Origin of the sequence: Aquimarina sp. AU58 (assembly GCF_900312745.1) — a bacterium.
Taxonomy (GTDB): domain Bacteria; phylum Bacteroidota; class Bacteroidia; order Flavobacteriales; family Flavobacteriaceae; genus Aquimarina; species Aquimarina spinulae.
Map to the genome: position 1 here is coordinate 1060240 of NZ_OMPD01000014.1, position 24293 is coordinate 1084532.

Here is a 24293-nt window from a genome sequence, read left to right on the forward strand (position 1 = left end):
AATGAGTATAAAAGATAGCATTAGAAAGTATGATGAGGTTTTTGAAGGAGAGCCATGGTTTGGAAATTCTATATTAAAATCACTAGAGCATATTCCTGCACTTTTTTGGGATAAAAAGCCAAAAAAAGTGTCGCACTCCATATCAGAACTAGTATATCATCTTATAGATTGGAGAGGGTTTGTTATCGAAAAACTAAAAGAAAATAGAGCTTTTGATATTGAATTAAACTCTGAAAAGGATTGGAGAAAAAATGTTTCAATACAAAATGAAAAAGAAAAGAAAAAAACTCTTGAAGAATTAGTTGAAACTCAAAATATAATATGCGAATTGCTATTAACAAAACCAGATTCATGGCTGAATGAACAAGTAGCTGGCCGTCAATATCGAAATGGATACATGGTAAATGGAGTGATACAACATGATATATATCATTTGGGACAAATCAATATGGTATATAGTCAATTAAAATAAAGAATAAGGTATTTTGTAAAAAAGAGACCTCATGTTAACACTTTGTAATACGATACAGAGATATTAAAAACATAAGTCTTAAAACACAGATAATGACAATTATCCTAATACCAAAAATGATAAACGAAGAATCAGGAATTATAGATTAGATGAAAGTAACAGATCACATAAAAAAAGCTAAAGAAAAAACATTATTTTCTTTTGAATTAATACCACCTCAAAAAGGAAGAAGCATACAAGAATTATATGATAATATTGACCCATTAATGGAGTTTAACCCTCCTTTTATTGATGTGACTACGTCTCGGGAGGAATTTATTTATATAGATAGAGAAGGGTTGTTAGATAAAAAACTAACCCGTATGCGACCAGGTACTGTAGGTATTTGTGCTTCGATTACTCATAAATATGATGTAGATACAATCCCTCATGTATTATGTGGTGGCTTTACCAAAGAAGAAACAGAATATTTATTGGTAGATTGTCACTATTTAGGTATTGAAAATGTAATGGCTTTACGTGGTGATGCAATGAAGGAAGAAAAATATTTTACCCCTACCAAAGGAGGGCACAGTTATGCCAATGAGCTGGTAGAGCAGATATTGAATATGAATAAAGGAAAATTTCTTCATGAAGTGATTGAAACGGATAACAAATCCGATTTTTGCATTGGAGTTGCCGGTTACCCAGAAAAACATATGGAAGCTCCTTCTGTAGATTCTGATATCAGAAGATTAAAAGACAAAGTAGATGCAGGAGCAGATTATGTAGTGACCCAAATGTTTTTTGATAACAAAAGATATTTTGATTTCGTGAAAAGAGCTAGAGAAGCAGGAATTAATGTACCTATAATCCCTGGGATTAAACCCGTAGCAGTAAAAAGACATTTACAATTATTACCTCAGGTTTTTAAACTGGATATGCCAGATGAATTGGTGAGAGCAGTAGAGCAATGTAAAACCAATAAAGAAGTTAGGGAGGTAGGAATCGAATTTGCAATACAACAGTCTAAAGAACTGATGGAGTATGGAGTTCCTGTATTACATTATTATTCGATGGGTAAATCTGATAATATTAGAAAAATTGCCGAAGGAGTATTTTAAAAAAAACCATTCTTTCTTAAATATAAGAGAACGGCAATTATTGCCAATTTTAAATTTATAATTTTAGTGTAACCCCTGCTAGATTAGGGTCTGGCAGGGTTTTTTATGAAGTGTAAACAGCGTAAAATAGTTGCTTTCTATCAGATTCACTGTTTACAGGGAACTTTTCATCCTGCACAAAACGGATTTTTACACCTGGATTACTGCAGTAATAGAAAAATACTCTAAAAACTTTAAACTAAAACAAATGAAAAATTTGAAATTCTTTGTTGTGCTATTCATCAGCGCAATAGTTGTGTCATGCTCTAAAGATGATGAAACTCTAACTCACGAAACTACAAACGCTACAAAAAGTAAGATCCTAGGTAAAGCAAAAAAAGCAGATGTTATCGATGGCAATATTGTATTCCCCGATTCTAATTTTAAAAAAGCACTACTTGAAGGTTATGTAGATACAAATAATGATAACGAAATCTCTATAGGAGAGGCTAAAAATGTAACATCACTTTATCTAGATTTTAAAAATATCTCTAACCTCTCGGGAATCGAATACTTTGTTAATTTAACCGATCTGAGTTGTAATTATAATCAACTTACTTCGTTGAGTGTGCATGAGAATGTTAAATTGAACTCTCTAAGTTGTAGTGGTAATCAATTCAGTACACTGGACGTAAGCAAAAATGTTAAGTTGAAAGATCTGGATTGTAGCAACAACCAACTTATTACGTTGGACATAAGTAAAAATATTGTGTTGAAAAATCTGGATTGTGGTTATAATAAAATTACAGCTCTGGATGTTAACCAGAATACGGCGTTGACTGGTTTGTTTTGTCAGGATAATCAAATTACTAATCTGGATGTAAGCAAACGTACAAGGTTAGGGTATCTGAATTGTGGTAGAAATAAGATCACAACACTAAATCTAAATAGAAACACATCACTACACTACTTGATTTGTTCAGATAATCCACTAAAAACGTTAGACGTAAGTAAAAATACAGCGTTAAATGTATTGTCTTGCTCTAACAATCAACTCACTACTTTAGATGTGACGAAAAATACAGCTTTAGGAACACTTCATTGTGATGGTAATCAACTTAGGTTATTGAATGTTAACAAAAATACAGCTTTAAAAGGGCTATATTGTTATAATAACAAGATTACTACACTGCATTTAGCCAAAAATAACAACTTACGTTATCTAAAATGTAATAATAATAAACTTCGTTACTTAAATATAAAGAACGGAACAAACGATAGGTTGATAAGAGCAGAGTTACAAGAGCAAGACAATCCTTATTTTAGTTGTATCCAGGTAGATGACCCTACTGCATCGTATTTAGATAAATGGAAAAAAGATGCAACCGTTAGTTATTCTAGTGCTTGCAGACGATAAGTATTATATCATAATACTCAATACAAAAAACCCTTGTAATAATGAATTTAAACTCACTATTACAAGGGTTTTGTTATAGGTTTAAATAAGTTAATCGAAATTCAAATTCTTGCAGAATCTAAATTTTCACATAAGTTACTGGCTACCTTATTTACAACCTTTTGTAGCAATGTGGTTAGATTTTTGTTTTTTAATTGTTTGATTTTTAGTGTGTTGTGTGTTTTTGGTGAAGCTGGGATAAAACCAAGCCTATCAGTGTTTGGAAACTTCGAAGGTCTATCATACTTTTGCCGGATGATAAAAAGGATTTATTTACTCATCTTTATCGTTCATTTTGGTACGTATGCACAGACAGAATCTAAAATACATTATACGCTGGATGTCAATAACTTTTATGGCACCATACTAAAACATAATCCCGATATTTCGCATTTAATTACGGGTCATCCATCTGGTGTGATTCTTTCCTTTCAGCGCAAAACATTTGGAGATGAAAAATGGCAACGATTATATAATTATCCCGATTATGGTGTTTCCTTTTTATATCAAGATATGGATAATGAATTTTTAGGAAAGCATTTAGGTCTGTTTGTTCATTATAATTTTTATTTCTTAAAAAGATATCTAAATCTTAGAATAGGTCAAGGAATCGGGTATAGTACAAATCCTTATGACGAAGATGATAATTATAGAAATGTAGCTCATGGTACACATTTATCCAGTGGAACTTATTTTTTATTACAAGCTAAAAAAGAGAACTTTTTTAAAGGTTTTGGATTACAAGCAGGCTTAGGAATTGTTCATTATTCTAACGGGAATTCTAAGGCACCAAATAAAAGCACAAATACATTGTTTTTAAATGCAGGAATAACGTATACATTAGATCAGGAAACCCCAGAATATGTAGCCAAGAAAGAAGGAGATCTTAAAGGAAGGGAGCCAATTGGTTACGGTTTTATTTTTAGAAGTGGAGTTAATGAAAGTGATGTAGTAGGATCAGGGCGGTTTCCTTTTTATACATTTGGAGGTTTTGTAGATAAGAGATTAAATAAAAAAAGTGCTATTAAGTTAGGAGCAGAAGTGTTTTTTTCTAAAGCCTTGGAACGTTATATAGATTTTAGAGCTACAGGAGGATTTAATGACGGAACTACCGGTGATGAAGATGCTAAACGAGTAGGGATGTTCCTGGGACACGAATTAAGAGTAAATAGAATTTCTGTACTTACACAGGTAGGGTACTATGTGTATTACCCTTACGATTTTGAAGGCCAAACGTACCTTAGAGCAGGAGTTCAATATTATTTTACTAAAAACATATTTGGGGCACTAACTGTTAGATCTCATGCTGCCAAAGCAGAAGCTATGGAGTTTTCGATAGGATATAGATTGTAAAAAATACTGCTATGAAATGAGTCATAACAATTGAGTGGATATCAATCAAGATGTTAAATGGCGAATTCCATCTGACAACTAAAAAACAATAAAAAAGAACAGATGAATCTTAATGTAAGTTTAAAAAAACAAAATGTTGGACTTGACATGTCGAAGTCTTTTTTAAAATATATAGTAGTTGGGGTATGGGTAGTATTGTTTTTGTTTGGCTGTGATTCTGAAAATGCGTCAGATTGTTTTCAAAGAACAGGAACAATAGTTAGAAAAGAAATTGAAGTTACTGATTTTACACGTATTTTGGTGAATCCAAATGTAGAACTAATCGTAAAAGAAGGTGCGACTACTTCTGTAATTATTGAAACGGGAGATAATTTGCTAAACGAAGTTTCGGCAATAGTCGAAGATGATCGACTGGTACTTAGTAATACTAATGATTGTGCATTTTTTAGAGATTTTAATCAAACTAAGATTTTTGTTACTGCTCCTAATATTACAGAAATAAGGAGTGGAACACAATTCGATATCTCATCCGATGGGGTATTAAGCTATACTTCATTAACATTATTATCTGAAGATTTTGGTGAAAATACTGAAACTACAACAGGAACATTCAATTTGAGTGTAGATTGTGAAACTATTAGTGTTGTAGGAAATAATATTGCTTCATTTTTTATAACCGGAACAGTACAGACATTAGATGTCAATTTTGCTTCAGGAACCGGAAGATTTGAAGGAGCCAATTTAGTAGCCGAAAATGTTCAGGTTTTTCATAGAGGAACCAATAAAATTATAGTAAACCCTCAACAATCAATTACAGGAGAAATACGAAGTACAGGAGACGTAATTTCGGTGAACAGACCTTCAATTGTTGAAGTAGAAACATTTTTTACGGGAAAACTTATATTTCAATAATTATTCAATACGCCTCTCTTTAGCATTGATAAATAGAATATCTGTGTTTTTCTATATTTGCTTTTGCATTTCTTTTTTTTCTATAGTATCGTTTCCATTTCGAACTGATTTCAACAAAGTTTACTTAAAACAATAGTGAGGTAACACCATAAAAAGTTTGCGGAATTTAAATCTTTTTAATTGAAATTAATGTCTAACTTTATAAGACACCAGGATTTTATTCCAAATTTTATATTGAAAAATGATTCGAAATCAGTTTGATAAGACTCAAGATGTTGAGAATGTAGAAGAAAATTATCTTAAAGAAGAACTGTATGCTCTTATTAAGAAAGACGATTATATTTTTGATTTTATACAAAAATCGAGCCTTGATGGGCTTTGGTTTTGGGATTTAGATAATCCCGAAAACGAATGGATGAATTCTAAGTTTTGGACCACTTTAGGATATGATCCCAATAAGATGCCACATAATGCTTCTGCATGGCAGGATATTATAAATAAAGAAGACTTAGAAGTAGTATTTCTTAATTTCACAAAACATTGTAAAGATCCTTCACATCCGTATGATCAAATCGTAAGGTATAAACATAAATTTGGGCATACCGTATGGATTCATTGTAGAGGGTTAGCAATACGAGATAGTAAAGGGAAACCAGTACGAATGCTGGGCGCTCATACCGATATTACTAAATTAAAAAAAGTAGAAATACAGCTACAAAGACAGGTAGATCGTTATCAACATATTATTGAAGGGACAAACCTGGGGACTTGGGAGTGGAATGTAAAAACAGGAGAAACTATGTTTAATGAGAGGTGGGCTAATATAGCTGGGTATACGCTCTTAGAGTTAGAACCAGTTTCTATCAATACATGGGCAGAAGCTGTGCATCCCGATGATTTGGAAAAATCTAATAAACTATTAGAAGATCATTTTTCTGGGAAAACACCTTTTTATGAATGTGAAGCCAGAATGAAACATAAAAATGGAGAATGGATATGGGTGTTGGATCGCGGAAAAGTAGTAAGCTGGGACTCAGAAGGAAACCCAGAATGGATGATTGGTTCACATCAAGAAATCACAGAGAGTAAGAAGGATTTAGAGAAAAACAAATTATTTATACAGCAGGCTCCAAGTGCTATAGCAATGTTCGATACTAATATGCGTTATTTGGCAGTTTCTCAAAAATGGTATGAAGATTATAATATTAGTGATGATACTATTATAGGTAAATCACATTATGACGTTTTCCCCGAAATAGGAGAAAAATGGAAAGATGATCATAAAAGATGCCTTAATGGAGAAGTATTAAAAAGCGAAGAAGATCGTTTCGAAAGATTAGATGGGTCTATACAATGGCTTACCTGGGAGTTAAGACCATGGTATACCGATGAAAATAAAATAGGAGGTATCTTAATGCATACTGCAGATATCACTAGAACCAAAAAAGCAGAAATAGGTCTACGCATTAGCGAAGAAATGTTTAGGAGAAATTTTGAAAATGCTGCGATAGGAATGGTTATGTTGGATCAAAAAGGTCATTTTACAAAAGTAAATTATAAACTGTGTGAGATTCTTGGATATTCTAATAACGAATTGACAAAGCTGGCTTTTAAAGATATTCTTCATCCAGATGATTTAGCAATAAGTGATACGTTATTTCAAAAACTTTTTAAAGGAGAAACGTTGTATAGCAATATGGAGGAAAGATGCTTTCATAAGGATGGCCATATTGTATATATCAACCTTTCGGTTTCGGTTATTAAAGGAGAAAGTGATAAACCTACTTATTTTATTGCTCAAATTGCAGATATAAGCCATAAAATTATTGCTAGGCAAAAACTGCAGAATACTGTGGGTGAACTAAAAAGTATAATCGATGATATAACTCAGGTAAGTATAATTGGTACAGATAAGAATGGTTTGATCACTACATTTAATAAAGGGGCAGAAAACCTGTTGGGATATACCAAAAAGGAGATGATATCAAAAAAATCACTCTTGCTATTACATCAAAAAGAAGAAATAGAAAAGAGAGAGACAGAATTATCGTTATTGTTAGATCAAGAAATTAAAGGTTTTGAGGTTTTTACCACGTTACTCGAGAATCAGGAATATGATGTAAAAGAGTGGATGCATGTAAGAAAAGATGGTACTTGTTTTCCTGTTCAGGTTACATTGTCTCCTATTAAAAACAAAGGAGTGATTAATGGATATCTTGGGGTAGCAACCGATATTAGTGAGATTAAAAAAGTAGAGCAGGATTTAAAATCATGGCTGATAGTTGCAGAAGATCAAAATAAAAGACTGCGTAATTTTGCGCATATAGTTTCGCATAATTTAAAATCACATTCTGGAAATTTTCAAATGTTGCTAGACCTGTTTATTCAGGAAAATCCAGAGATTGAGGATAATGAAATCATTCAACTTTTTAAAACAGCATCTGAGAATCTTACTGAAACTATAGTACATTTAAATGAAGTAGTCTTAATGAATACTTCTGTTGATGAGAATTTAGTTGGGTTGAATTTATATGAAGCAATTAACAAGGTGACCGAAAGTGTTTCTGCTATTGCAAAAGAGACTATAGTAACTATTAATAATAATACACAACCAGATATAAATATTTTAGGAATCCCGGCATACTTAGATAGTATTTTATTGAATTTTATAACTAATGGGATAAAATATAGTTCTGAAGAAAGGGAGAGTTATATCGATTTAAGTACTAGAATAGAAGGTGAATTTGCGATCTTGGATATCAAGGATAATGGATTGGGGATTGATTTGAAAAAACACCAGGCCAAACTATTTGGGATGTATAAGACTTTTCATAATAATAAAGAAGCCAGAGGTATAGGACTATTTATTACCAAGAACCAGGTAGAAGCCATGGGTGGTAAAATAGAAGTAGAAAGCACAGTAAATAAAGGAACAACTTTTAAAATTTATATGAAACATGAAAAAAATTGATATAGCTTGTATTATTGATGATGATCCAATTTTTGTATTTGGGATTAAAAAAATAATGGAACTTGTTGATTTTTGTAATGGTTTTATGGTCTTCCGAAATGGAGAAGAAGCATTAAATAATCTAAAAGCGATTATTTCGGCAAATGAAAAATTACCAGATGTTATTTTGTTGGATTTAAATATGCCAGTGCTTGACGGGATACAGTTTTTGGAAGAATTCGTAAAAGTGCCATGCAAGAAGAAAATAATTATTTATGTCGTTTCCTCATCTGTTGACCCAGAGGATATTATAAGAGCTAAATCCTTTGAGAATGTAAGTGATTACATCGTTAAACCGATTTCTGTACAAAAACTCAAAGAGATTTTAAATGATATAGAAAAGACAAGTCATTGTCAATAAAAGGATTAAGATATAGATGTAAGAAATATATTTAAGCAGGGTTAGTAAGTTCTCTAAACAAACCTTCCAGGTTTTTATTTTTTCGGGATAGTTGTAATATCTTTAGCTTATTATCATGAGCAAAGTCAAAAACTACAGGGCGCATATCCGTTTTAGTATCAAAAGTAATTTGATAAACAAACCCATGAATGTTTTTTACATCACTTACATTAGACAGTTTTTGTAAAAAAGCTTCTTCTATACGATAATCAAACTCGACTTCGATAATCTGATCGGTCTCGTCTGCTATTTCATGTAAATATTTGTCTGCAACAATTTCTCCTTTGTTAATAATAATGACCCGATCACACATTGCTTCAACCTCTTGCATTATATGGGTAGATAAAAAAACTGTTTTTTCTTTACCAATTGTTTTTATTAATTCTCTAATCTCTACTAGTTGATTGGGATCTAAACCTGTTGTAGGTTCATCCAGTATTAAAACTTGAGGATCATGAAGTAATGCACATGCCAAACCAACTCGCTGGCGATATCCTTTAGAAAGTTGACCGATTTTTTTATTGGCCTCTGGAGTTAATCCTGTTAGTTTGATTACTTCTTCAATTCTGGATTTTGAAATCTTATATACTCGGGCATTAAATGCTAAATACTCTCGTACATACATTTCCAGATACAAAGGGTTATGTTCAGGAAGGTATCCTATACTTTTTTGTACATCAATAGCTTGAGAGTATATATCAAAATTATTAACAACGGCAGAGCCCTCAGAGGGATCAAGGTAGGTCGTTAGAATTTTCATCATAGTCGATTTGCCCGCCCCGTTAGGACCAAGAAAACCAACAATCTCACCTTGTTTTATTGTAAAAGAAATAGCATTAAGTGCTTTTTGATCATTATAAAGTTTAGAAATATTAGATACCGAAATTGACATATAGAACAAGTATGAAGTCTGTTTATACCCAAAAATACATAATTCATATATGTATTGTATGAGAAACTTAGAAAAAATAATTTAACGTAAATTTTCTTTATTCAGTATTCACATTAAGTTAATTAATGTGAGTAAAAAGACTATTCATTATTTTTTTGACCAATCATTTTCTATCCAGAAGAGCCCGGTAATAAAAATGAATACTCCTAAAAACGCAGGAAATAAATGAGAAAAATTTAAATACCCGATAGCAAAATGAACTAAAATAGCAGAAGAATATCCTATGGTTATTGCAATTGCCAATGTCTCCCATAAGATTTTTGAAGGGTTAGCGTACCAAATTATAAAATATAACATAATACCGATAGTAGCTAAACTACCGCCAAATGAAGCTCTATCATGTGCTATTACAGGAATGAGATTAGGGTTTATATCCTGAAGCCCACATACTTTGATATCCATAAAGGCAAGATCTTGAGGAACAAAAACAGACGTCATACCTACAATCATTATAATTACACCTCCGAGAAAAAGTGCTAAAGCACTTAGTAGCATTAAACAATTTCCTCTACCCAATCTTGAACTTAGATGAAATTTTTTCTGTTTTTTGAAAAGAGAATTAAATTGATATTTTCGTTCTTTCTGATAAGAATGATATAATCCTAATATAAATAATGGGGTTATTGCTATTGTTCCTAGTGCGTGCCATGAGTCAAAATAATTATATCCCAAATAAGAGAAAAAACTTGCAAAACCATAAATGCCTGATATAAAAAGAACCCACCATGCCCAGGGCTCTTTTTTTTGTAATGGAACTAATGCTAACCAAAGATATAGGATACCTACTGTAATTAAAGCACCTCCATAAGAAACACGATCATGAAACATGAACTTCACAATTTTTCCATTTTTATAGCTAGAAAGTTGTTTTGCTGTCATACCTATAATATCAATATCATGAGGTAAAAAGCTTCCAGAAAGCGATTGCCCTATTAAAAACACACCAATAAACAATAATATAATGCCCAAAACAACAAAAGGAATAATTCCATTTTTAATAAATAGGCGATATAATTTCATTAATTTTTTACTTTATAATTTGATAGTTTCGAGATTGTAATTTTTAAGATACGGTAGTAATCTTTTTCCAAGTTTTCTCCAGTTTTGATGAGGAACCATAGGGTACAAATGATGTTCTAAATGATAATTATGGTGTGCAAAGAAGAAGCTTATGATCGGACCTCTAAATAGTTTTGTTTGAAATATTGGATGCGTATAATTTACTTTATGGGGGATATATACTGTAAATAGCGGATACAGCCAACTTCCCATTTGAACTAATAAAAAATAATATAATAAAAAAGAATAGTGTTGGTATAGTAGTATTGCTATTACTATATATATCAGAAATATGGACCCTTCAACATGTATCCAAATTCTATCTTTAGTCTTAGAATGTTTTCGTGCCCAGAAAAATAGTTTGTACAAATAAATAATGCCTTCTAGAATTAATTCGTATGGTTTCATATGTATAGAAGCACCTTCAATATCATTTTCTTTAGGAAAATTGCGATGGTGGTTTATATGACATACTTTAAAAGCGTGACCGCTTCTTAAGGTTAACATTTCAATAATTGATAAGAAAAATCTATTTACATCAGGATGTAATTTTAAAGTTCCGTGTACAAGGTCGTGAGATGTCGAAACATAAGTAACAAACATCAATATAACAACAGATAGGATTGCCAAGATCCATAATTCATTACTAGCAAAATAAAAATATCCAAAACAACACAGAAATGGTTTCGTAATAGTCCAGACCTTTTGCGCCTTGGTTAAATACAATAAGTCCTTGCCTAATACTTTAATACTTGGCAGAATTATCTCCTGCTCCATTTGTTTTTGGTTAGATAACATTATAGATAGCCTTTATTTCTATAATTCTTCTAAGGTTTTTTAGTAGAACTATAGTGTAAATACTCTCTTAGTAATATACGTTGGTATCCAAAAGTACATAATTCATATATGTGTTGTATAAAAAACATAGAAAAATGATAGTAACATTAAGATAATATTGAGGTAAAATGATAAGATAAAAGATGTATTATCTTTATAATATAGGATAAGATATTTTTAATATGTCACTAACCAACTTAAAACAGATAGTCTATAATTTTCTTCATAAACTGGTTTGCCTAAGTCAGCAAATTATCTTTTTTATAGTATCACTTTTTCTTAAAAAAGGATTGTTTAAGCATTGATATGCTATGTTTGTCTTTTTTAGATTTTTAAAACATAATGAAAAAAATTAAGGCCCTTAAATGGGGAGTTGCAATTGCTGCTCATCAAACTGAAGGAGCTTATGATAAGGATGAAAAAGGCCTTTCTATTTGGGATACATTTACTCAAAAATCCTATAAAATCAAAGACCGTTCTAATGCAAAAATTGCAACAGATTTTTATCATAGATTCGAAGAAGATATCGATCTCGCTGTAGATATTGGATTACAGATATTTCGCTTTTCTGTTTCCTGGTCAAGGATATTTCCAGACGGTACAGGAGTAGTGAATCCAAAAGGAATTGAATTTTATAATAAGGTAATTGATTACTGTTTAAAAGTAGGGATAGAGCCTTGGATTACAACATACCATTGGGATTTGCCACAAAAATTACAAGATAAGGGCGGTTGGACAAATCGAGATAGTATTAGCTGGTATGCAGCATATGTAACTGTACTAAGAAACCATTTTGCAGATCGAGTAAAGCATTGGATATTGATTAACGAGGGAATAGTATGTATTGGCGGAGGTTATTTTCTTGGTGTACATGCTCCTGGCAAGAGAGGGATTCGTAATTTTATTTCGAGTACACACCATCTTTTATTGGCGCAAGCTGAAGGATTTAAAGTTTTGAAGAAAAAAGAAGGTCTTCAGGTAGGTACAGCAATAAGTTGTACCAAAATCGAACCTTATAGAAATACGACTGCTGATCATAAAGCAGCTATTAGGATCGATACATTAATGAACCGCCTGTTTATAGAACCTCATTTGGGATTAGGATATCCCGATAATGATTTTCCGACCTTAAAACGTATATCTAAATATTATAAAAAAGGAGATATTGAAGCATTAAAAACTGATTTTGATTTTTGGGGAATTCAAACTTATGCAAGAGAAGTAGTTAAAGCAGCTTGGTATATACCATATCTTGGAGCAATTCAGGTGAAACCTGAAAAAAGGAATGTGAAAACTTCGGTGATGGGATGGGAAACATATCCAGAAGGAGTACAGTATTTTTTAGAAAGATTTGCTAAATACAACCCTAAAAAAACACTTTGGCTTTCTGAATGCGGAATGGCACTATCTAAGAATGAAGATGACCAGGAAAGGATCGAGTATTACCAAAAAGTAATCGAAGGAATGAAAACTGTATTGGATAAAAACATAAATCTCAAAGGGATTTTACTCTGGACATTGGTAGATAATTTTGAATGGGCAGAGGGGTATATTCCCAAGTTTGGGATAATAAGTTTAGACAGAAAAACTATGCAACGCAAAATGAAAACATCTGCACTCTGGTTAAAAAAATATTTATCAAATATAAAACTCTGATGTGTGCTTAATTTCCTTAAGAACAAAAGTGCTATTTAGGACGCCAATATTTTCGATTTTTGAAAGCTTTGTTTTTACAAAATCATGATATTCTTCTAAACTTTTGGTGTGAATTTTTAAAACAAAATCTACCTGCCCTGCCATATGGTAGCATTCTTGTACTTCTTGCAGGTTCTGAATTTGCTTTTCGAATTTTTCTATAAAAGCTTCATTGTGATAGCGCATAGAAACCTGACAAATTGTAGTGATCGCACGATCAATTAATTTCTTGTCTAAGATGGCAACATACTTTTTGATGAATCCTTGTTTTTCTAATCGTCGTATTCGTTCGTATACAGGAGAGGCGGTAATATTAAGGATTTTGGCAATCTCTTTTGCTGTTTTTTTAGAATCTTCCTGTAAAATTCTAAGGATAGTAATGTCGGTATGATCTAATTGTTCCATTTTAATTCAAAAAAAAATTACTTCAAAAATAGAATTTAAGCTTATGTTGAAGTAAATATAGCTGAATTTATATTAATAATTAGTAATTATTGCTTAATTATTTAATGATCATGGCAGGAAACGTTACATTTTGTACTTTGCCAAGTAAATAACACTGTTAAATAGTTGAATTTTAAGCGAAAATAGAACATATGGAAACGATTGTTTTGGTAATAGGAGCGAATGGTCAATTAGGATCAGTATTAACAGAATCTCTCAAACAAAAATTTGGAAGCTCTAATGTAATTGCTTCTGATTTAAGATCTAGAGAAGGATATGAAGGCTCTTTTGAAATAATCGATGCAACAGATATGAATAGAATAGAGGAGGTAGTTGTTCGGTATAACGTTACTCAAATATATCACCTTGCAGCAATTCTTTCTGCCAAAGGAGAAGAAACACCTTTAAAAACCTGGGACATTAATATGAAAACTTTGTTTAATGTACTCGAAGTCTCTAGGCAGCACAATATTGATAGGGTATTTTTTCCAAGCTCTATAGCCGTTTTTGGTGAAGGAGCACCCTTAGAACACACTCCAAATAATGCCTATCTGGATCCCGCTACAGTATATGGGATTAGTAAAGCAGCAGGAGAGAATTGGGCACAATATTATTTTCTTAGATACGGACTGGATGTTAGGTCAATTCGCTATCCAGGGGTGATAGGGTATCAATCATTACCAGGAGGAGGTACTACAGATTATGCAGTAGATATCTATCACAAAGCAGTTTTAGGAGAAGAGTTTAGTTGTTTTTTAGAAGAAGATGCTACCTTGCCTATGATCTTTATGGAAGATGCCATACGTGCAACTTTAGAATTAATGGATGCCCCTAAAGAAGATATCAATATAAGAACTTCGTATAATATTGCAGGAATTAGCTTTTCTCCTGCAGAAGTAGCGACAGAAATTCGTACATTATATCCTAATTTTGAAATCAAATATAATCCTGATTTTAGACAAGAAATTGCTGCACGATGGCCTAAATCTATAGACGATTCTGCTGCAATTAAAGATTGGGGATGGAAACCAGAATTTGACCTTGAGTCGATCACAAGTACAATGATCCAAAAACTAAAAGAAAAATATAAAACAGGATCAAAGAATCAGGCAACTTTAATGCTTTGATGTTTACATCTTTGTATGAAATGAAATATAACAATAAAGAATAAATACCAAGTAACATGTTTTCAAATATAAAAGACGATTTACAAAAAGAGCTGGATGAGATTATATCGGCAGGATTGTATAAAACCGAAAGAATAATTACCACCCCACAAGGAGCCAGTATAGACACAACAAATACTAAAGATGTATTAAATTTTTGTGCAAATAATTATTTAGGCCTTTCATCACATCCTGATGTAATTGAAGCAGGTAAGAAAGCCATAGATTCTCATGGGTATGGATTGTCATCTGTGAGATTTATTTGCGGAACTCAAGATATTCATAAAGAACTAGAGCGTAAAACTGCCGAATTTTTAGGAATGGAAGATTGCATTTTATATGCAGCTGCTTTTGATGCTAATGGAGGGATATTTGAACCTATTCTTGGGCCAGAAGATGCTATTATCTCTGATGCATTAAACCATGCCTCTATTATTGATGGGGTTAGGCTATGTAAAGCAAAACGCTTTAGATACGAACATAATAATATGGTAGATCTTGAAAAGCAATTAAAATCAGCAGAAGGATCAAGACGTATACTTATTGTGACAGATGGTTCTTTTTCTATGGATGGTACAATTGCACAGTTGGATAAAATATGTGATCTGGCAGATCAATATGAAGCTATGGTTATGATAGACGAATGTCATTCTACAGGTTTTTTAGGAAAAACAGGTCGAGGAACACATGAGTATCGTGATGTAATGGGACGTGTAGATATTATTACAGGAACCTATGGTAAAGCTTTGGGTGGTGCTTCTGGCGGGTTTACTGCTGCAAGAAAAGAAATTGTAGAAATGCTAAGGCAACGATCCAGACCTTATTTGTTCTCTAATACAGTAGCACCATCAATTGTAGGAGCATCGATCAAAGTATTAGATTTGTTAAGTTCTTCTACAGTGCTACGAGATAAACTAGAAGAAAATACAAAATACTTCAGATCAGAAATGACTGCAGCAGGATTTGATATTATCCCGGGAGATCATCCTATCGTTCCGGTAATGTTATATGAAGCAAAACTTGCGCAAGAATTTGCAGCTAAATTACTTGAAGAAGGAATTTATGTTATAGGGTTTTTCTATCCAGTTGTGCCTAAAGGGAAAGCAAGAATTAGAGTGCAATTATCAGCTGCTCATGATCGTAATCACTTAGAAAAAGCAGTGAAAGCATTCACTAAAGTGGGTAAAGAACTGAATGTGATATAAATACAAACGTTTGTTAGCAGTTTAAAAAGTAGAAGATTCATAGAATACATAGCATTTTGTTTAAAATTTTTCATTAATATCTATTAAAACATCAAGATTTGATGATAATACTCTGGTGATTATGAAAAAAATCAAAATTTATTTTGAATCGTAATAGTTTTAGCTAATTTAGCAATGTAATAATGATACAATAATGAGCAATTTATTTACTTGGAACGGATTCTATTTTTTCTTCTTTTATTTTAAAAGCAAGATTGGGATCGCTATGTAAATAAATCAGCAAAATTTATAAAACTAGAATCCCGATGAAAAATCGGGATTTTTTTTTGCAATAAAATTAAAAGATGAAACAAAAAGTTGCTATACAAGGAATAAAAGGTTCATATCATCACGGCGTTGCTCAGGCATATTTCGGAGAAGATATAGACGTAAATGAATGTATGTCTTTTCAGGAATTGGTCCATAGTTTAGAACATAATAAGAGTACAGATGCAGTAATGGCAATCGAAAACTCTATTGCGGGTTCTATTATTCCAAATTATGCTTATATAGATGAGCATGATCTTACCATTAGAGGAGAGTATTTTTTACCAATTCATCACTGTTTAATGGCTTTAGATGGGCAAGAAATTTCAGATGTCAAAGAAGTATATTCTCATCCAATGGCTTTACTACAATGTAAAGAGTTTTTTAGAGGACAACCACATATAAAATTGATTGAGGATGCAGATACAGCCGATGTTGCTAAGAGAATTCATGAGCAGCAACTAGAAGGAGTTGCTGCCGTAGCAGGAGAAACCGCTGCAAATATTTATCAATTAAATATTTTAGCCAAAGAGATTCAAACTATAAAATCAAATAGTACCCGGTTTTTTATTTTAAACACAGTAGGAGGATCTAACTCAGAAAAGAAAGATATCAACAAAGCATCTTTAAAGTTTCTAACAGATCATAAAAAGGGAAGTTTGGCTACAGTGCTTAATGTAATGAGTGATTGTGGATTGAATTTAACCAAAATCCAATCATTACCCATTATTAGTATGCCCTGGAAATATTCCTTTTTTGTAGATGTGACTTTTACAGATTATAATGATTATGCTAAAGCGATGTCTATCCTAAAAATTATGGCATTAGAACTAAAAGTATTGGGTGAATATAAAAATCAAAATGGATGAGCATTCAAACGGCAAAAAGATTAGAAACAGTAGAAGAGTACTATTTCTCCAAAAAATTAAGAGAAGTTAGAGAACTTGTCGCTTCGGGAAAACCGGTTTTAAATATGGCTATTGGTAGCCCAGACCTGGATCCACCAAAAGAAGTAGTGCAGGCCATTCAGGAAGCGGTACTTGTAGATGGTGCTCATAAATATCAAAGTTATCAAGGCTTGCCAGAATTAAGAGAAGCCATTGCGGATTTTTATAGTGCAAAATACCAGGTTTCCTTAAACCCAAAAGATGAAATCTTGCCCTTAATGGGATCTAAAGAAGGAATCATGCATATTTCTCTGGCGTATCTTAATGAAGGAGATGAAGTATTGGTTCCTAATCCTGGATATCCAACATATAGTGCAGTGACTAATTTGGTAGGTGCAAAACCAATTTTTTATGATTTGGTTGAAAATAATGGATGGGAACCAGATTTTCATAGCCTTTCAAAAAAAGATTTGAGTAAAGTAAAAATCATGTGGGTAAACTACCCAAATATGCCAACAGGAGCTTCAGGTAATGTTGAGCTATTTGAAAAAATGATTGATTTTGCTAAAAAACATAGTATCCTATTGGTAAAAGATAATCCATACAGTTTTATTTTAAATGATAGCCCTACAAGTATTTTATCGATAGAAGGGGCAAAAGAAGTAGCACTGGAGTTAAATTCTTTAAGTAAAACTTTTAATATGGCTGGATGGCGTGTGGGAATGGTTAGTGGTAGTTCTGACAAAATTGAAGCGATTTTAAAAGTGAAAAGTAATATGGATAGTGGTATGTTTCAAGGAATCCAAAGAGGAGCTATCGCAGCATTGCGTATTTCTAATGGTTGGTACGATAAAATGAATGCAATCTATAAGGAAAGAAGAACGTTGATCTGGGAGTTGGTAGATCTTTTGGGGTGTCGTTATGATAAAACCGCAAAAGGAATGTTTGTCTGGGCTAAGTTACCAGAAGGGACCGATGCAGTAGAATTTATAGACACTATCTTATATGAGAATGATATCTTCATCGCTCCTGGTGATATTTTCGGAAGTAATGGAAAAGGATATATACGTTTTTCACTTTGTGTAACCAAAGAGAATATTAAAGAGGCTATAGGAAGACTTAATAAAACAGAATTATCATTGGCGACAAAGGGTATGATAAATCAAAATTGTAACTAGATGAATGTATTTGTAGTAGGGATAGGTCTAATCGGAGGTTCTTTTGCCATAGATATTAAAGCAGCTTTTAATGAAGCTAAGATTTATGGTGTGGATAGAAGTGAAGATAATCTGAACGAAGCATTATCACTAGGTTTTATTGACTATACATCTAGTTTGGATGAGTTGGATAAAGCAGATGTAGTTATAATTGCCATACCAGTAGATGCAACCGTCGAGATATTGCCCACTATTTTAGATAAAATAGATGACAACTGTTTAGTTTTTGATGCTGGTTCGACCAAGAAGAAATTATGTAATGCTGTAGAGAATCATGACAAAAGAAGGAATTATTTGGCAATACATCCAATTGCAGGGACAGAGTTTTCTGGGCCACAAGCGGCAATTGCAAATTTATATAGAGGAAAAACGAATATTATCTGTGAGGTAGAAAAAACAGCATTTAAATTACAAGAAAAAGGGATGGAGATTTTTTCTAGATTAGGTATGCGAATTCGTTATATGGATCCCTCTTCTCATGATAAGCATATTGCCTATGTTTCACACCTATCACACATTAGTTCTTTTATGTTAGGTAAAACTGTGATCGAAAAAGAGAAAAATGAAAGAGATATTTTTGATATGGCTGGTAGTGGTTTTGCATCTACTGTTCGATTGGCAAAGAGTTCACCCGCTATGTGGGCACCAATTTTTAAGCATAATAAAGAAAATATAATAGAGACATTAGAAGAATATATTGCTAATCTTGCTCAATTTAAAGAGTTGATTGAAAATGACGATTTTTTAGCTGTATATAGAGAAATGGAAGATACAAATCATATAAAGACAATTTTAAAAGGAATTGCATAATCCGGGTTAAACTATATAACCAATACAAACTTTAATAAATAAGAATAAAAAATAAAAATGGAGAATAAAAAAGAACTTAGAAACTGGCTAGATGATTACAATCTGGATCATCCATTGGTAATCGGAGGGCCTTGTAGTGCTGAAACAGAAGACCAGGTAGTAAAAATTGCACACCAACTTAAAGACTCTGATGCTACAGTATTGCGTGCAGGAATCTGGAAACCAAGAACAAGACCTGGAAACTTTGAAGGAGTAGGAGCTTTGGGGTTAAAGTGGTTGCAAAGAGCTAAAGAAGAAACCGGGATGAAGATTGCTACAGAGGTCGCAAATCCGCATCACGTAGAATTAGCTTTAGAACATGGAGTTGATGTTTTATGGATAGGAGCAAGAAGTACAGTGTCTCCTTTTATTGTTCAGGATATTGCAGATGCCTGTAAAGGAATCGATAATCCAGTCTTAATAAAAAATCCAATTAACCCTGATTTATCCCTTTGGTTAGGAGCTGTAGAACGTTTTTATACTGCAGACGTTAAAAACCTGGGAGTAATTCATAGAGGATTTTCAACATATGAGAAAACAAAATATCGTAATATCCCAGAATGGCAAATCCCCATTGATTTACAAAATCGTTTCCCAGATTTACCATTGATCTTAGATCCTTCTCACATCGCAGGAAGAAGAGATTTGATTTTTGACCTGTCTCAAACAGCTTTGGATCTTAATTTTGACGGACTTATTGTAGAAACACATTACGATCCTGATAACGCTTGGAGTGATGCTAAACAACAAATTACACCAGAAACATTGGTTCAGTATATGAAAGATTTAAAAATTCGTAAAGAAATTGGAGAAGATGAAGCGTATCAAAAAGTACTTGATGAATTACGTGCTAAAATTGATATAGCAGATAATCAATTGTTAGAAGTTTTATCAAAAAGAATGAAAATTTCCGATGATATAGGAAAAGCAAAAGCCAAGCAAAACGTTGCTATTCTACAATCTAAACGATGGAATGAAATACTAGGAAGAATGATTCTTGAAGGAGAAGAAAATGGATTGAGTGAGGAGTTTATACTTCGTATTTACAAAGCAATTCACCAAGAATCTATTAATCATCAGAAAAAAGTAGCAAAAGGATGATATAAGAAAGCCACTCGTCATGGTAACTAACGAGTGGCTGCTATATTTTCTTTCGAACTATATAGATTTAATTGTGATCAGACTTTACTGTCAAAAGTTTCTGCTTTATTATAATGATATTTCTATGATGGATTCTACCAGGTTTTTCACAAACTTTTGAATTAATACACAAGAGATAAAGAATAATTGTTTGGAAAAAAGGCTTCGTAAAATTTTATGTTTTTTTAATTAAGAAAAGAAATAAGACCTCTACAAATATTAATATTTGCATCTTTGTGTCTATGACAGGTACCGTTTATAAATCTACAGGAAGTTGGTATACCGTAAAAACTAATAACGGAAAAGTATACGAATGCCGTATAAAAGGAAAGTTTAGGATTAAAGGTATCAAAAGTACCAATCCTGTGGCTGTAGGAGATCTTGTGGATTTTAAATTAGAAACTAATAACGATCAGGAAACAGGAGTTATCGAATATATTCATGATAGGCATAATTATATTATAAGAAAATCTGTGAATCTGTCTAAACAGACACATATTATAGCCTCAAATGTAGATGTAGTCTTTTTATTAATAACATTAAATAACCCAACAACATTTACAACATTTATAGATCGATTTTTAGTTACTGCAGAAGCATATGGCATTAAAGCAGTTTTGCTTTTTAATAAAATAGATACCTATGATGAAGAGGAACTTTTGGAGATTAAATATTTGGCAGCGATATATAGAAAAATAGGATATGAATGTATAGGAATATCTGCAAAAAATGGTAAAAATGTAGACAAAGTAAAAGCAATAATGAAAAATAAAGTAAGTATGTTTTCTGGTCATAGCGGGGTAGGGAAATCTACTTTAGTTAACACAATTGCACCCGGTTTGTCGTTAAAAACAGCCGAAATAAGTGATCAACATCAGCAAGGTTTGCATACCACTACTTTTGCAGAAATGTTTGATCTTAATTTTGATGCCAAGATTATCGATACGCCCGGGATAAAAGGTTTTGGAGTTGTTGATATGGATAAAGAAGAATTAGGAGATTATTTTCCCGAATTCTTTGAGCTAAAATCAGATTGCAAGTTTAATAACTGTTTACATATTAATGAACCAAAATGTGCTGTTAAAGAAGCATTAGATAACGAAGAAATTGCCTGGTCGAGATATAAGAGCTATTTGCAAATTCTTGAAGGAGAAGAAGAACACTACAGAAAAAATAATTACGACGACGAATAATTTTTATAATCCACGGCAGCAAAATAGATTAAATTTCTAAGTTGTACTAAATCAGTTGATAAGAAAATAAAAAAAAAATTCTCAGTTCCGAAAAATGAAACTCAGACATTGTATACTTGTGCCATAAAGTTGTTAGTTAAAATGATTTTAGAATTATTTAATGTAATAATTGAATGGAAAACACGCAAACAAAACATGTTGTTCTATATCAAATAAATAGAGTAATAAAAAATCTTTTGTTTTTTAAAATCAATAATAAATAAATGAGGGCCGTAATTCAAAGAGTTTCTGAGGCATCGGTATGTGTCGAAGGCAAAATTATTTCAAATATAAATCAAGGATTACTTATTCTAATAGGAATAGAAGAAAAGGATTCGCAAGAGGATATAGATTGGTTATCAGGAAAAATATCTCGCCTTAGGATATTTGGAGATGAAGCCGGTGTAATGAATAAAAGTGTATTGGATATAAATGGAGATGCTATAGTGGTAAGTCAATTTACACTACATGCCAGTATCAAAAAAGGTAATAGGCCCAGTTATATTAAAGCAGCCAAGCCAGAAATAGCTATCCCTCTTTATGAGAGTTTTGTACAACGATTAGAGTTGGATTTAGGAAAGAAAATAGGTACAGGTGTATTTGGAGCTGATATGAAAATATCACTACTTAATGATGGACCTGTTACTATAACTGTAGACACAAAAAACAAAGAATAACCCACCCCCTAAAATAATTTTTATGTTACAAAAAATACTGCTGGTTTCAGTTGTGCTTACCTTATTCTATGTTGAGCAAAACTCTGCTCAGGACGATCTAAGACTACAAGCTATACTCTTAGATTCTACACTTACTAAAAATGCTAATGCTATTGTAAGATCCGAGGAAGTTACTATTGAGATAAAATCAATAAATTCTGTTGTTGTAAAAACCAAAAGAATTGTTACCGTACTTAATAAATATGGAGATGGATATGCTGATTGCTGTGAATATTACGATCCGAATAGGAAAATAAAAAAACTAGAAGCTATAGTTTATGATTCTTTTGGTAAGGAGGTTAAAAAATACAAAAAGAAAGACTTTAAAGATAGAAGTGTTAGCGATAATTCTTCATTGGTAAGAGATGATAGAATAAAATATTTTGAATATACACCATTGAACTATCCTTATACACTTGCTTTTGAAAGTGAGGTAGAAAACTCAACAACAGCATTTATAAAATATTGGAAACCTATTTTGGCATATAGATTAAGTGTTGAGAAATCAATATATAAAATTTTAAACCCTTCAAAAATCTCGATTAGATATAGAGAAACAAATTTGGAGGAGTATTCAGTCGAAACTAATAAGAGTAATTTGGAAACTACCTATAAAGTTTTCAATATTCCTGCAAAATTACCAGAAGTATGCAGTCTTCCTCTTAATGATATGATCCCAATGGTAAAAGTGGCATTAAACGAATTTTCATTAAAAGGGGTGAAAGGTTTTGCTAAAGATTGGAAGTCTATGGGGAAATGGCAATATGAAAATTTGGTTTCTGGTCGGGATAAATTATCTGAAACTACTATTGAGAAAGTTACTGAGCTAGTTTCGGATGCTACTACAACTAAAGAAAAAGCAAAACGTATTTATAATTATGTTCAAAATAAAACACGTTATATAGGTATACAATTAGGTATAGGAGGTTGGATGCCTATGTTGGCAGAAGATGTAGATCGATTAGGATATGGAGATTGTAAAGCGTTAACCAATTATACAAAAGCTTTATTAGGTAGTCAGGGTGTAAAATCCTATTACACTGTGGTTTATGCGAATGAAAGAAGAGATATTGACTCAGAATTTGCATCAATGCAAGGAAATCATGTGATCCTTAATATACCAGACGAGGAAGAGGATCTCTGGCTCGAATGTACCAACCAGACCACCCCGTTTAATTTTATAGGTGATTTTACTGATAATAGAGATGTGCTGGTAATTACTCCCGAAGGGGGAACCATTAAAAGAACTAAGAAATACGAACCTGAAGAAAATATACTTCATACTACGGCTACAGTTAATCTTGAAGTAGATAGATCCATGTCTGCAACTGTAAAAAGAGTATCGCAGGGGCTTGAATATGACTGGAATTATAACATCCAGTTCGAAACACCAAAAGATCAAAAATTATATTATAAAGAATTTTGGGGATATATCAATAATCTGGAAATCGGTAAAATAAATCTTAATGATAATAAAGACGATATCAAATTTAAAGAAGATATAGAAATCTCTTGTGTTTCTTATGCCAAAAAAGTAGGAAACCGTTTATTAATATCTCCTAATCTTTTTAGTCGAGATCAGATTAATCTACCTAAATATGATACCAGAAAAACCCCTTTGGTAATATCAAGAGGATATGTAAATACAGATGAGTACATCATTAATTTACCTGATGGATATATGGTAGGAAATTTACCCGAAAAAAAATCTATTGAAACCGTGTTTGGTAGTTATAGCTATGAACTCGAAAAGATTGATGATAAGCAACTTAAATTCAGACGATTTTTGAAAATCATTGATGGGACATTTCCGAAAGAAAAATATGAGGAATACAGAAAGTTTAGATCCGAAATTAAGAAAATAGATAAATCAAGAATAGCATTAAAACAACAATAAATAACC

The 24293-nt window shown here is 32.2% G+C and carries 21 protein-coding genes; 17 read left to right on the top strand and 4 right to left on the bottom strand.

Annotated features, from left to right (window positions below; all coding sequences use genetic code 11):
- The first annotated feature begins 1 nt into the window (after position 1).
- From DK441_RS15950 to DK441_RS15980, 7 genes are all read left to right on the top strand, one after another.
- Positions 2-472 (top strand): DinB family protein, encoded by a 471-nt coding sequence (locus DK441_RS15950; protein ID WP_109851587.1) that lies wholly within the window; start codon positions 2-4, stop codon positions 470-472.
- Between the two features lie 149 nt (positions 473-621).
- Positions 622-1575 (top strand): methylenetetrahydrofolate reductase [NAD(P)H], encoded by a 954-nt coding sequence (metF, locus tag DK441_RS15955; protein ID WP_109851588.1) that lies wholly within the window; start codon positions 622-624, stop codon positions 1573-1575.
- Between the two features lie 247 nt (positions 1576-1822).
- The gene (locus DK441_RS15960) at positions 1823-2971 is read left to right on the top strand and encodes a leucine-rich repeat domain-containing protein (RefSeq protein WP_160112126.1); all 1149 of its coding nucleotides are present in this window, start codon (positions 1823-1825) and stop codon (positions 2969-2971) included.
- A gap of 294 nt (positions 2972-3265) precedes the next feature.
- Entirely contained in the window at positions 3266-4363 is a 1098-nt protein-coding gene (locus tag DK441_RS15965; RefSeq protein WP_109851590.1) for an acyloxyacyl hydrolase, read from the top strand.
- A gap of 102 nt (positions 4364-4465) precedes the next feature.
- The gene (locus DK441_RS15970; protein ID WP_235015776.1) at positions 4466-5275 is read left to right on the top strand and encodes a head GIN domain-containing protein; all 810 of its coding nucleotides are present in this window, start codon (positions 4466-4468) and stop codon (positions 5273-5275) included.
- A 241-nt stretch (positions 5276-5516) separates the two neighbouring features.
- On the top strand, positions 5517-8246 hold the full coding sequence (locus DK441_RS15975; protein WP_109851591.1) for a PAS domain S-box protein: 2730 nt from the start codon (positions 5517-5519) through the stop codon (positions 8244-8246).
- On the top strand, positions 8233-8646 hold the full coding sequence (locus tag DK441_RS15980) for a response regulator (RefSeq protein WP_109851592.1): 414 nt from the start codon (positions 8233-8235) through the stop codon (positions 8644-8646). Before DK441_RS15975 ends, DK441_RS15980 begins: the two co-directional genes overlap by 14 nt.
- 31 nt (positions 8647-8677) lie before the next feature.
- Here the strand turns inward: DK441_RS15980 and gldA are convergent, their stop codons facing one another.
- From gldA to DK441_RS15995, 3 genes are all read right to left on the bottom strand, one after another.
- Complete coding sequence (gene gldA, locus DK441_RS15985; RefSeq protein ID WP_109851593.1) at positions 8678-9577, bottom strand: gliding motility-associated ABC transporter ATP-binding subunit GldA; 900 nt, start codon at positions 9575-9577, stop codon at positions 8678-8680.
- Positions 9578-9724: 147 nt separating this feature from the next.
- Entirely contained in the window at positions 9725-10657 is a 933-nt protein-coding gene (locus DK441_RS15990; RefSeq protein WP_109851594.1) for a hypothetical protein, read from the bottom strand.
- Between the two features lie 12 nt (positions 10658-10669).
- On the bottom strand, positions 10670-11473 hold the full coding sequence (locus tag DK441_RS15995) for a fatty acid desaturase (RefSeq protein WP_160112127.1): 804 nt from the start codon (positions 11471-11473) through the stop codon (positions 10670-10672).
- Between the two features lie 402 nt (positions 11474-11875).
- Here DK441_RS15995 and DK441_RS16000 point away from each other — a divergent pair, with 402 nt between their 5' ends.
- The gene (locus DK441_RS16000) at positions 11876-13189 is read left to right on the top strand and encodes a glycoside hydrolase family 1 protein (protein ID WP_109851596.1); all 1314 of its coding nucleotides are present in this window, start codon (positions 11876-11878) and stop codon (positions 13187-13189) included.
- Here the strand turns inward: DK441_RS16000 and DK441_RS16005 are convergent.
- Positions 13172-13633, bottom strand: coding sequence for an Lrp/AsnC family transcriptional regulator (locus DK441_RS16005; RefSeq protein ID WP_024770670.1), 462 nt, complete (start codon positions 13631-13633; stop codon positions 13172-13174). The two genes, DK441_RS16000 and DK441_RS16005, sit on opposite strands and share 18 nt — an antisense overlap.
- Before the next feature lie 191 nt (positions 13634-13824).
- Here DK441_RS16005 and DK441_RS16010 point away from each other — a divergent pair, with 191 nt between their 5' ends.
- The 9 genes from DK441_RS16010 to DK441_RS16050 all read left to right on the top strand — a co-directional run bounded on the left by DK441_RS16010 (position 13825) and on the right by DK441_RS16050 (position 24287).
- Positions 13825-14799 carry an NAD-dependent epimerase/dehydratase family protein gene (locus DK441_RS16010; protein ID WP_109851597.1) on the top strand — a complete coding sequence of 325 codons (975 nt, stop codon included), beginning with the start codon at positions 13825-13827 and terminating at the stop codon, positions 14797-14799.
- Positions 14800-14855: 56 nt separating this feature from the next.
- Positions 14856-16043: a glycine C-acetyltransferase gene (kbl, locus tag DK441_RS16015; protein ID WP_109851598.1), complete on the top strand. Its 1188-nt coding sequence runs from the start codon at positions 14856-14858 to the stop codon at positions 16041-16043.
- A 344-nt stretch (positions 16044-16387) separates the two neighbouring features.
- Positions 16388-17218: a prephenate dehydratase gene (locus tag DK441_RS16020; protein WP_109851599.1), complete on the top strand. Its 831-nt coding sequence runs from the start codon at positions 16388-16390 to the stop codon at positions 17216-17218.
- A complete protein-coding gene (locus DK441_RS16025; RefSeq protein ID WP_109851600.1) occupies positions 17215-18414 on the top strand; it encodes a pyridoxal phosphate-dependent aminotransferase in 1200 nt (399 codons plus the stop codon). The genes DK441_RS16020 and DK441_RS16025 overlap by 4 nt, the downstream gene beginning before the upstream one ends.
- A complete protein-coding gene (locus DK441_RS16030; RefSeq protein WP_109851601.1) occupies positions 18415-19263 on the top strand; it encodes a prephenate dehydrogenase in 849 nt (282 codons plus the stop codon). It begins immediately after the preceding gene.
- A 57-nt stretch (positions 19264-19320) separates the two neighbouring features.
- A complete protein-coding gene (locus DK441_RS16035; protein WP_074408492.1) occupies positions 19321-20403 on the top strand; it encodes a bifunctional 3-deoxy-7-phosphoheptulonate synthase/chorismate mutase type II in 1083 nt (360 codons plus the stop codon).
- 281 nt (positions 20404-20684) lie between these two features.
- Complete coding sequence (rsgA, locus tag DK441_RS16040; RefSeq protein ID WP_109851602.1) at positions 20685-21635, top strand: ribosome small subunit-dependent GTPase A; 951 nt, start codon at positions 20685-20687, stop codon at positions 21633-21635.
- Positions 21636-21898: 263 nt separating this feature from the next.
- A complete protein-coding gene (dtd, locus tag DK441_RS16045; RefSeq protein WP_109851603.1) occupies positions 21899-22351 on the top strand; it encodes a D-aminoacyl-tRNA deacylase in 453 nt (150 codons plus the stop codon).
- 22 nt (positions 22352-22373) lie between these two features.
- Positions 22374-24287 (top strand): DUF3857 domain-containing protein, encoded by a 1914-nt coding sequence (locus DK441_RS16050; protein WP_109851604.1) that lies wholly within the window; start codon positions 22374-22376, stop codon positions 24285-24287.
- Positions 24288-24293 lie beyond the last annotated feature (6 nt).

Excerpts from the sequence above, each read along its gene's own strand:
- DK441_RS15950 (WP_109851587.1), top strand. The coding sequence starts at position 2 with ATGAGTATAAAAGATAGCATTAGAAAGTATGATGAGGTTTTTGAAGGA.
- metF (WP_109851588.1), top strand. The coding sequence starts at position 622 with ATGAAAGTAACAGATCACATAAAAAAAGCTAAAGAAAAAACATTATTT.
- DK441_RS15960 (WP_160112126.1), top strand. The coding sequence starts at position 1,823 with ATGAAAAATTTGAAATTCTTTGTTGTGCTATTCATCAGCGCAATAGTT.
- DK441_RS15965 (WP_109851590.1), top strand. The coding sequence starts at position 3,266 with ATGATAAAAAGGATTTATTTACTCATCTTTATCGTTCATTTTGGTACG.
- DK441_RS15970 (WP_235015776.1), top strand. The coding sequence starts at position 4,466 with ATGAATCTTAATGTAAGTTTAAAAAAACAAAATGTTGGACTTGACATG.
- DK441_RS15975 (WP_109851591.1), top strand. The coding sequence starts at position 5,517 with ATGATTCGAAATCAGTTTGATAAGACTCAAGATGTTGAGAATGTAGAA.
- DK441_RS15980 (WP_109851592.1), top strand. The coding sequence starts at position 8,233 with ATGAAAAAAATTGATATAGCTTGTATTATTGATGATGATCCAATTTTT.
- gldA (WP_109851593.1), bottom strand. The coding sequence starts at position 9,577 with ATGTCAATTTCGGTATCTAATATTTCTAAACTTTATAATGATCAAAAA.
- DK441_RS15990 (WP_109851594.1), bottom strand. The coding sequence starts at position 10,657 with ATGAAATTATATCGCCTATTTATTAAAAATGGAATTATTCCTTTTGTT.
- DK441_RS15995 (WP_160112127.1), bottom strand. The coding sequence starts at position 11,473 with ATGGAGCAGGAGATAATTCTGCCAAGTATTAAAGTATTAGGCAAGGAC.
- DK441_RS16000 (WP_109851596.1), top strand. The coding sequence starts at position 11,876 with ATGAAAAAAATTAAGGCCCTTAAATGGGGAGTTGCAATTGCTGCTCAT.
- DK441_RS16005 (WP_024770670.1), bottom strand. The coding sequence starts at position 13,633 with ATGGAACAATTAGATCATACCGACATTACTATCCTTAGAATTTTACAG.
- DK441_RS16010 (WP_109851597.1), top strand. The coding sequence starts at position 13,825 with ATGGAAACGATTGTTTTGGTAATAGGAGCGAATGGTCAATTAGGATCA.
- kbl (WP_109851598.1), top strand. The coding sequence starts at position 14,856 with ATGTTTTCAAATATAAAAGACGATTTACAAAAAGAGCTGGATGAGATT.
- DK441_RS16020 (WP_109851599.1), top strand. The coding sequence starts at position 16,388 with ATGAAACAAAAAGTTGCTATACAAGGAATAAAAGGTTCATATCATCAC.
- DK441_RS16025 (WP_109851600.1), top strand. The coding sequence starts at position 17,215 with ATGAGCATTCAAACGGCAAAAAGATTAGAAACAGTAGAAGAGTACTAT.
- DK441_RS16030 (WP_109851601.1), top strand. The coding sequence starts at position 18,415 with ATGAATGTATTTGTAGTAGGGATAGGTCTAATCGGAGGTTCTTTTGCC.
- DK441_RS16035 (WP_074408492.1), top strand. The coding sequence starts at position 19,321 with ATGGAGAATAAAAAAGAACTTAGAAACTGGCTAGATGATTACAATCTG.
- rsgA (WP_109851602.1), top strand. The coding sequence starts at position 20,685 with ATGACAGGTACCGTTTATAAATCTACAGGAAGTTGGTATACCGTAAAA.
- dtd (WP_109851603.1), top strand. The coding sequence starts at position 21,899 with ATGAGGGCCGTAATTCAAAGAGTTTCTGAGGCATCGGTATGTGTCGAA.
- DK441_RS16050 (WP_109851604.1), top strand. The coding sequence starts at position 22,374 with ATGTTACAAAAAATACTGCTGGTTTCAGTTGTGCTTACCTTATTCTAT.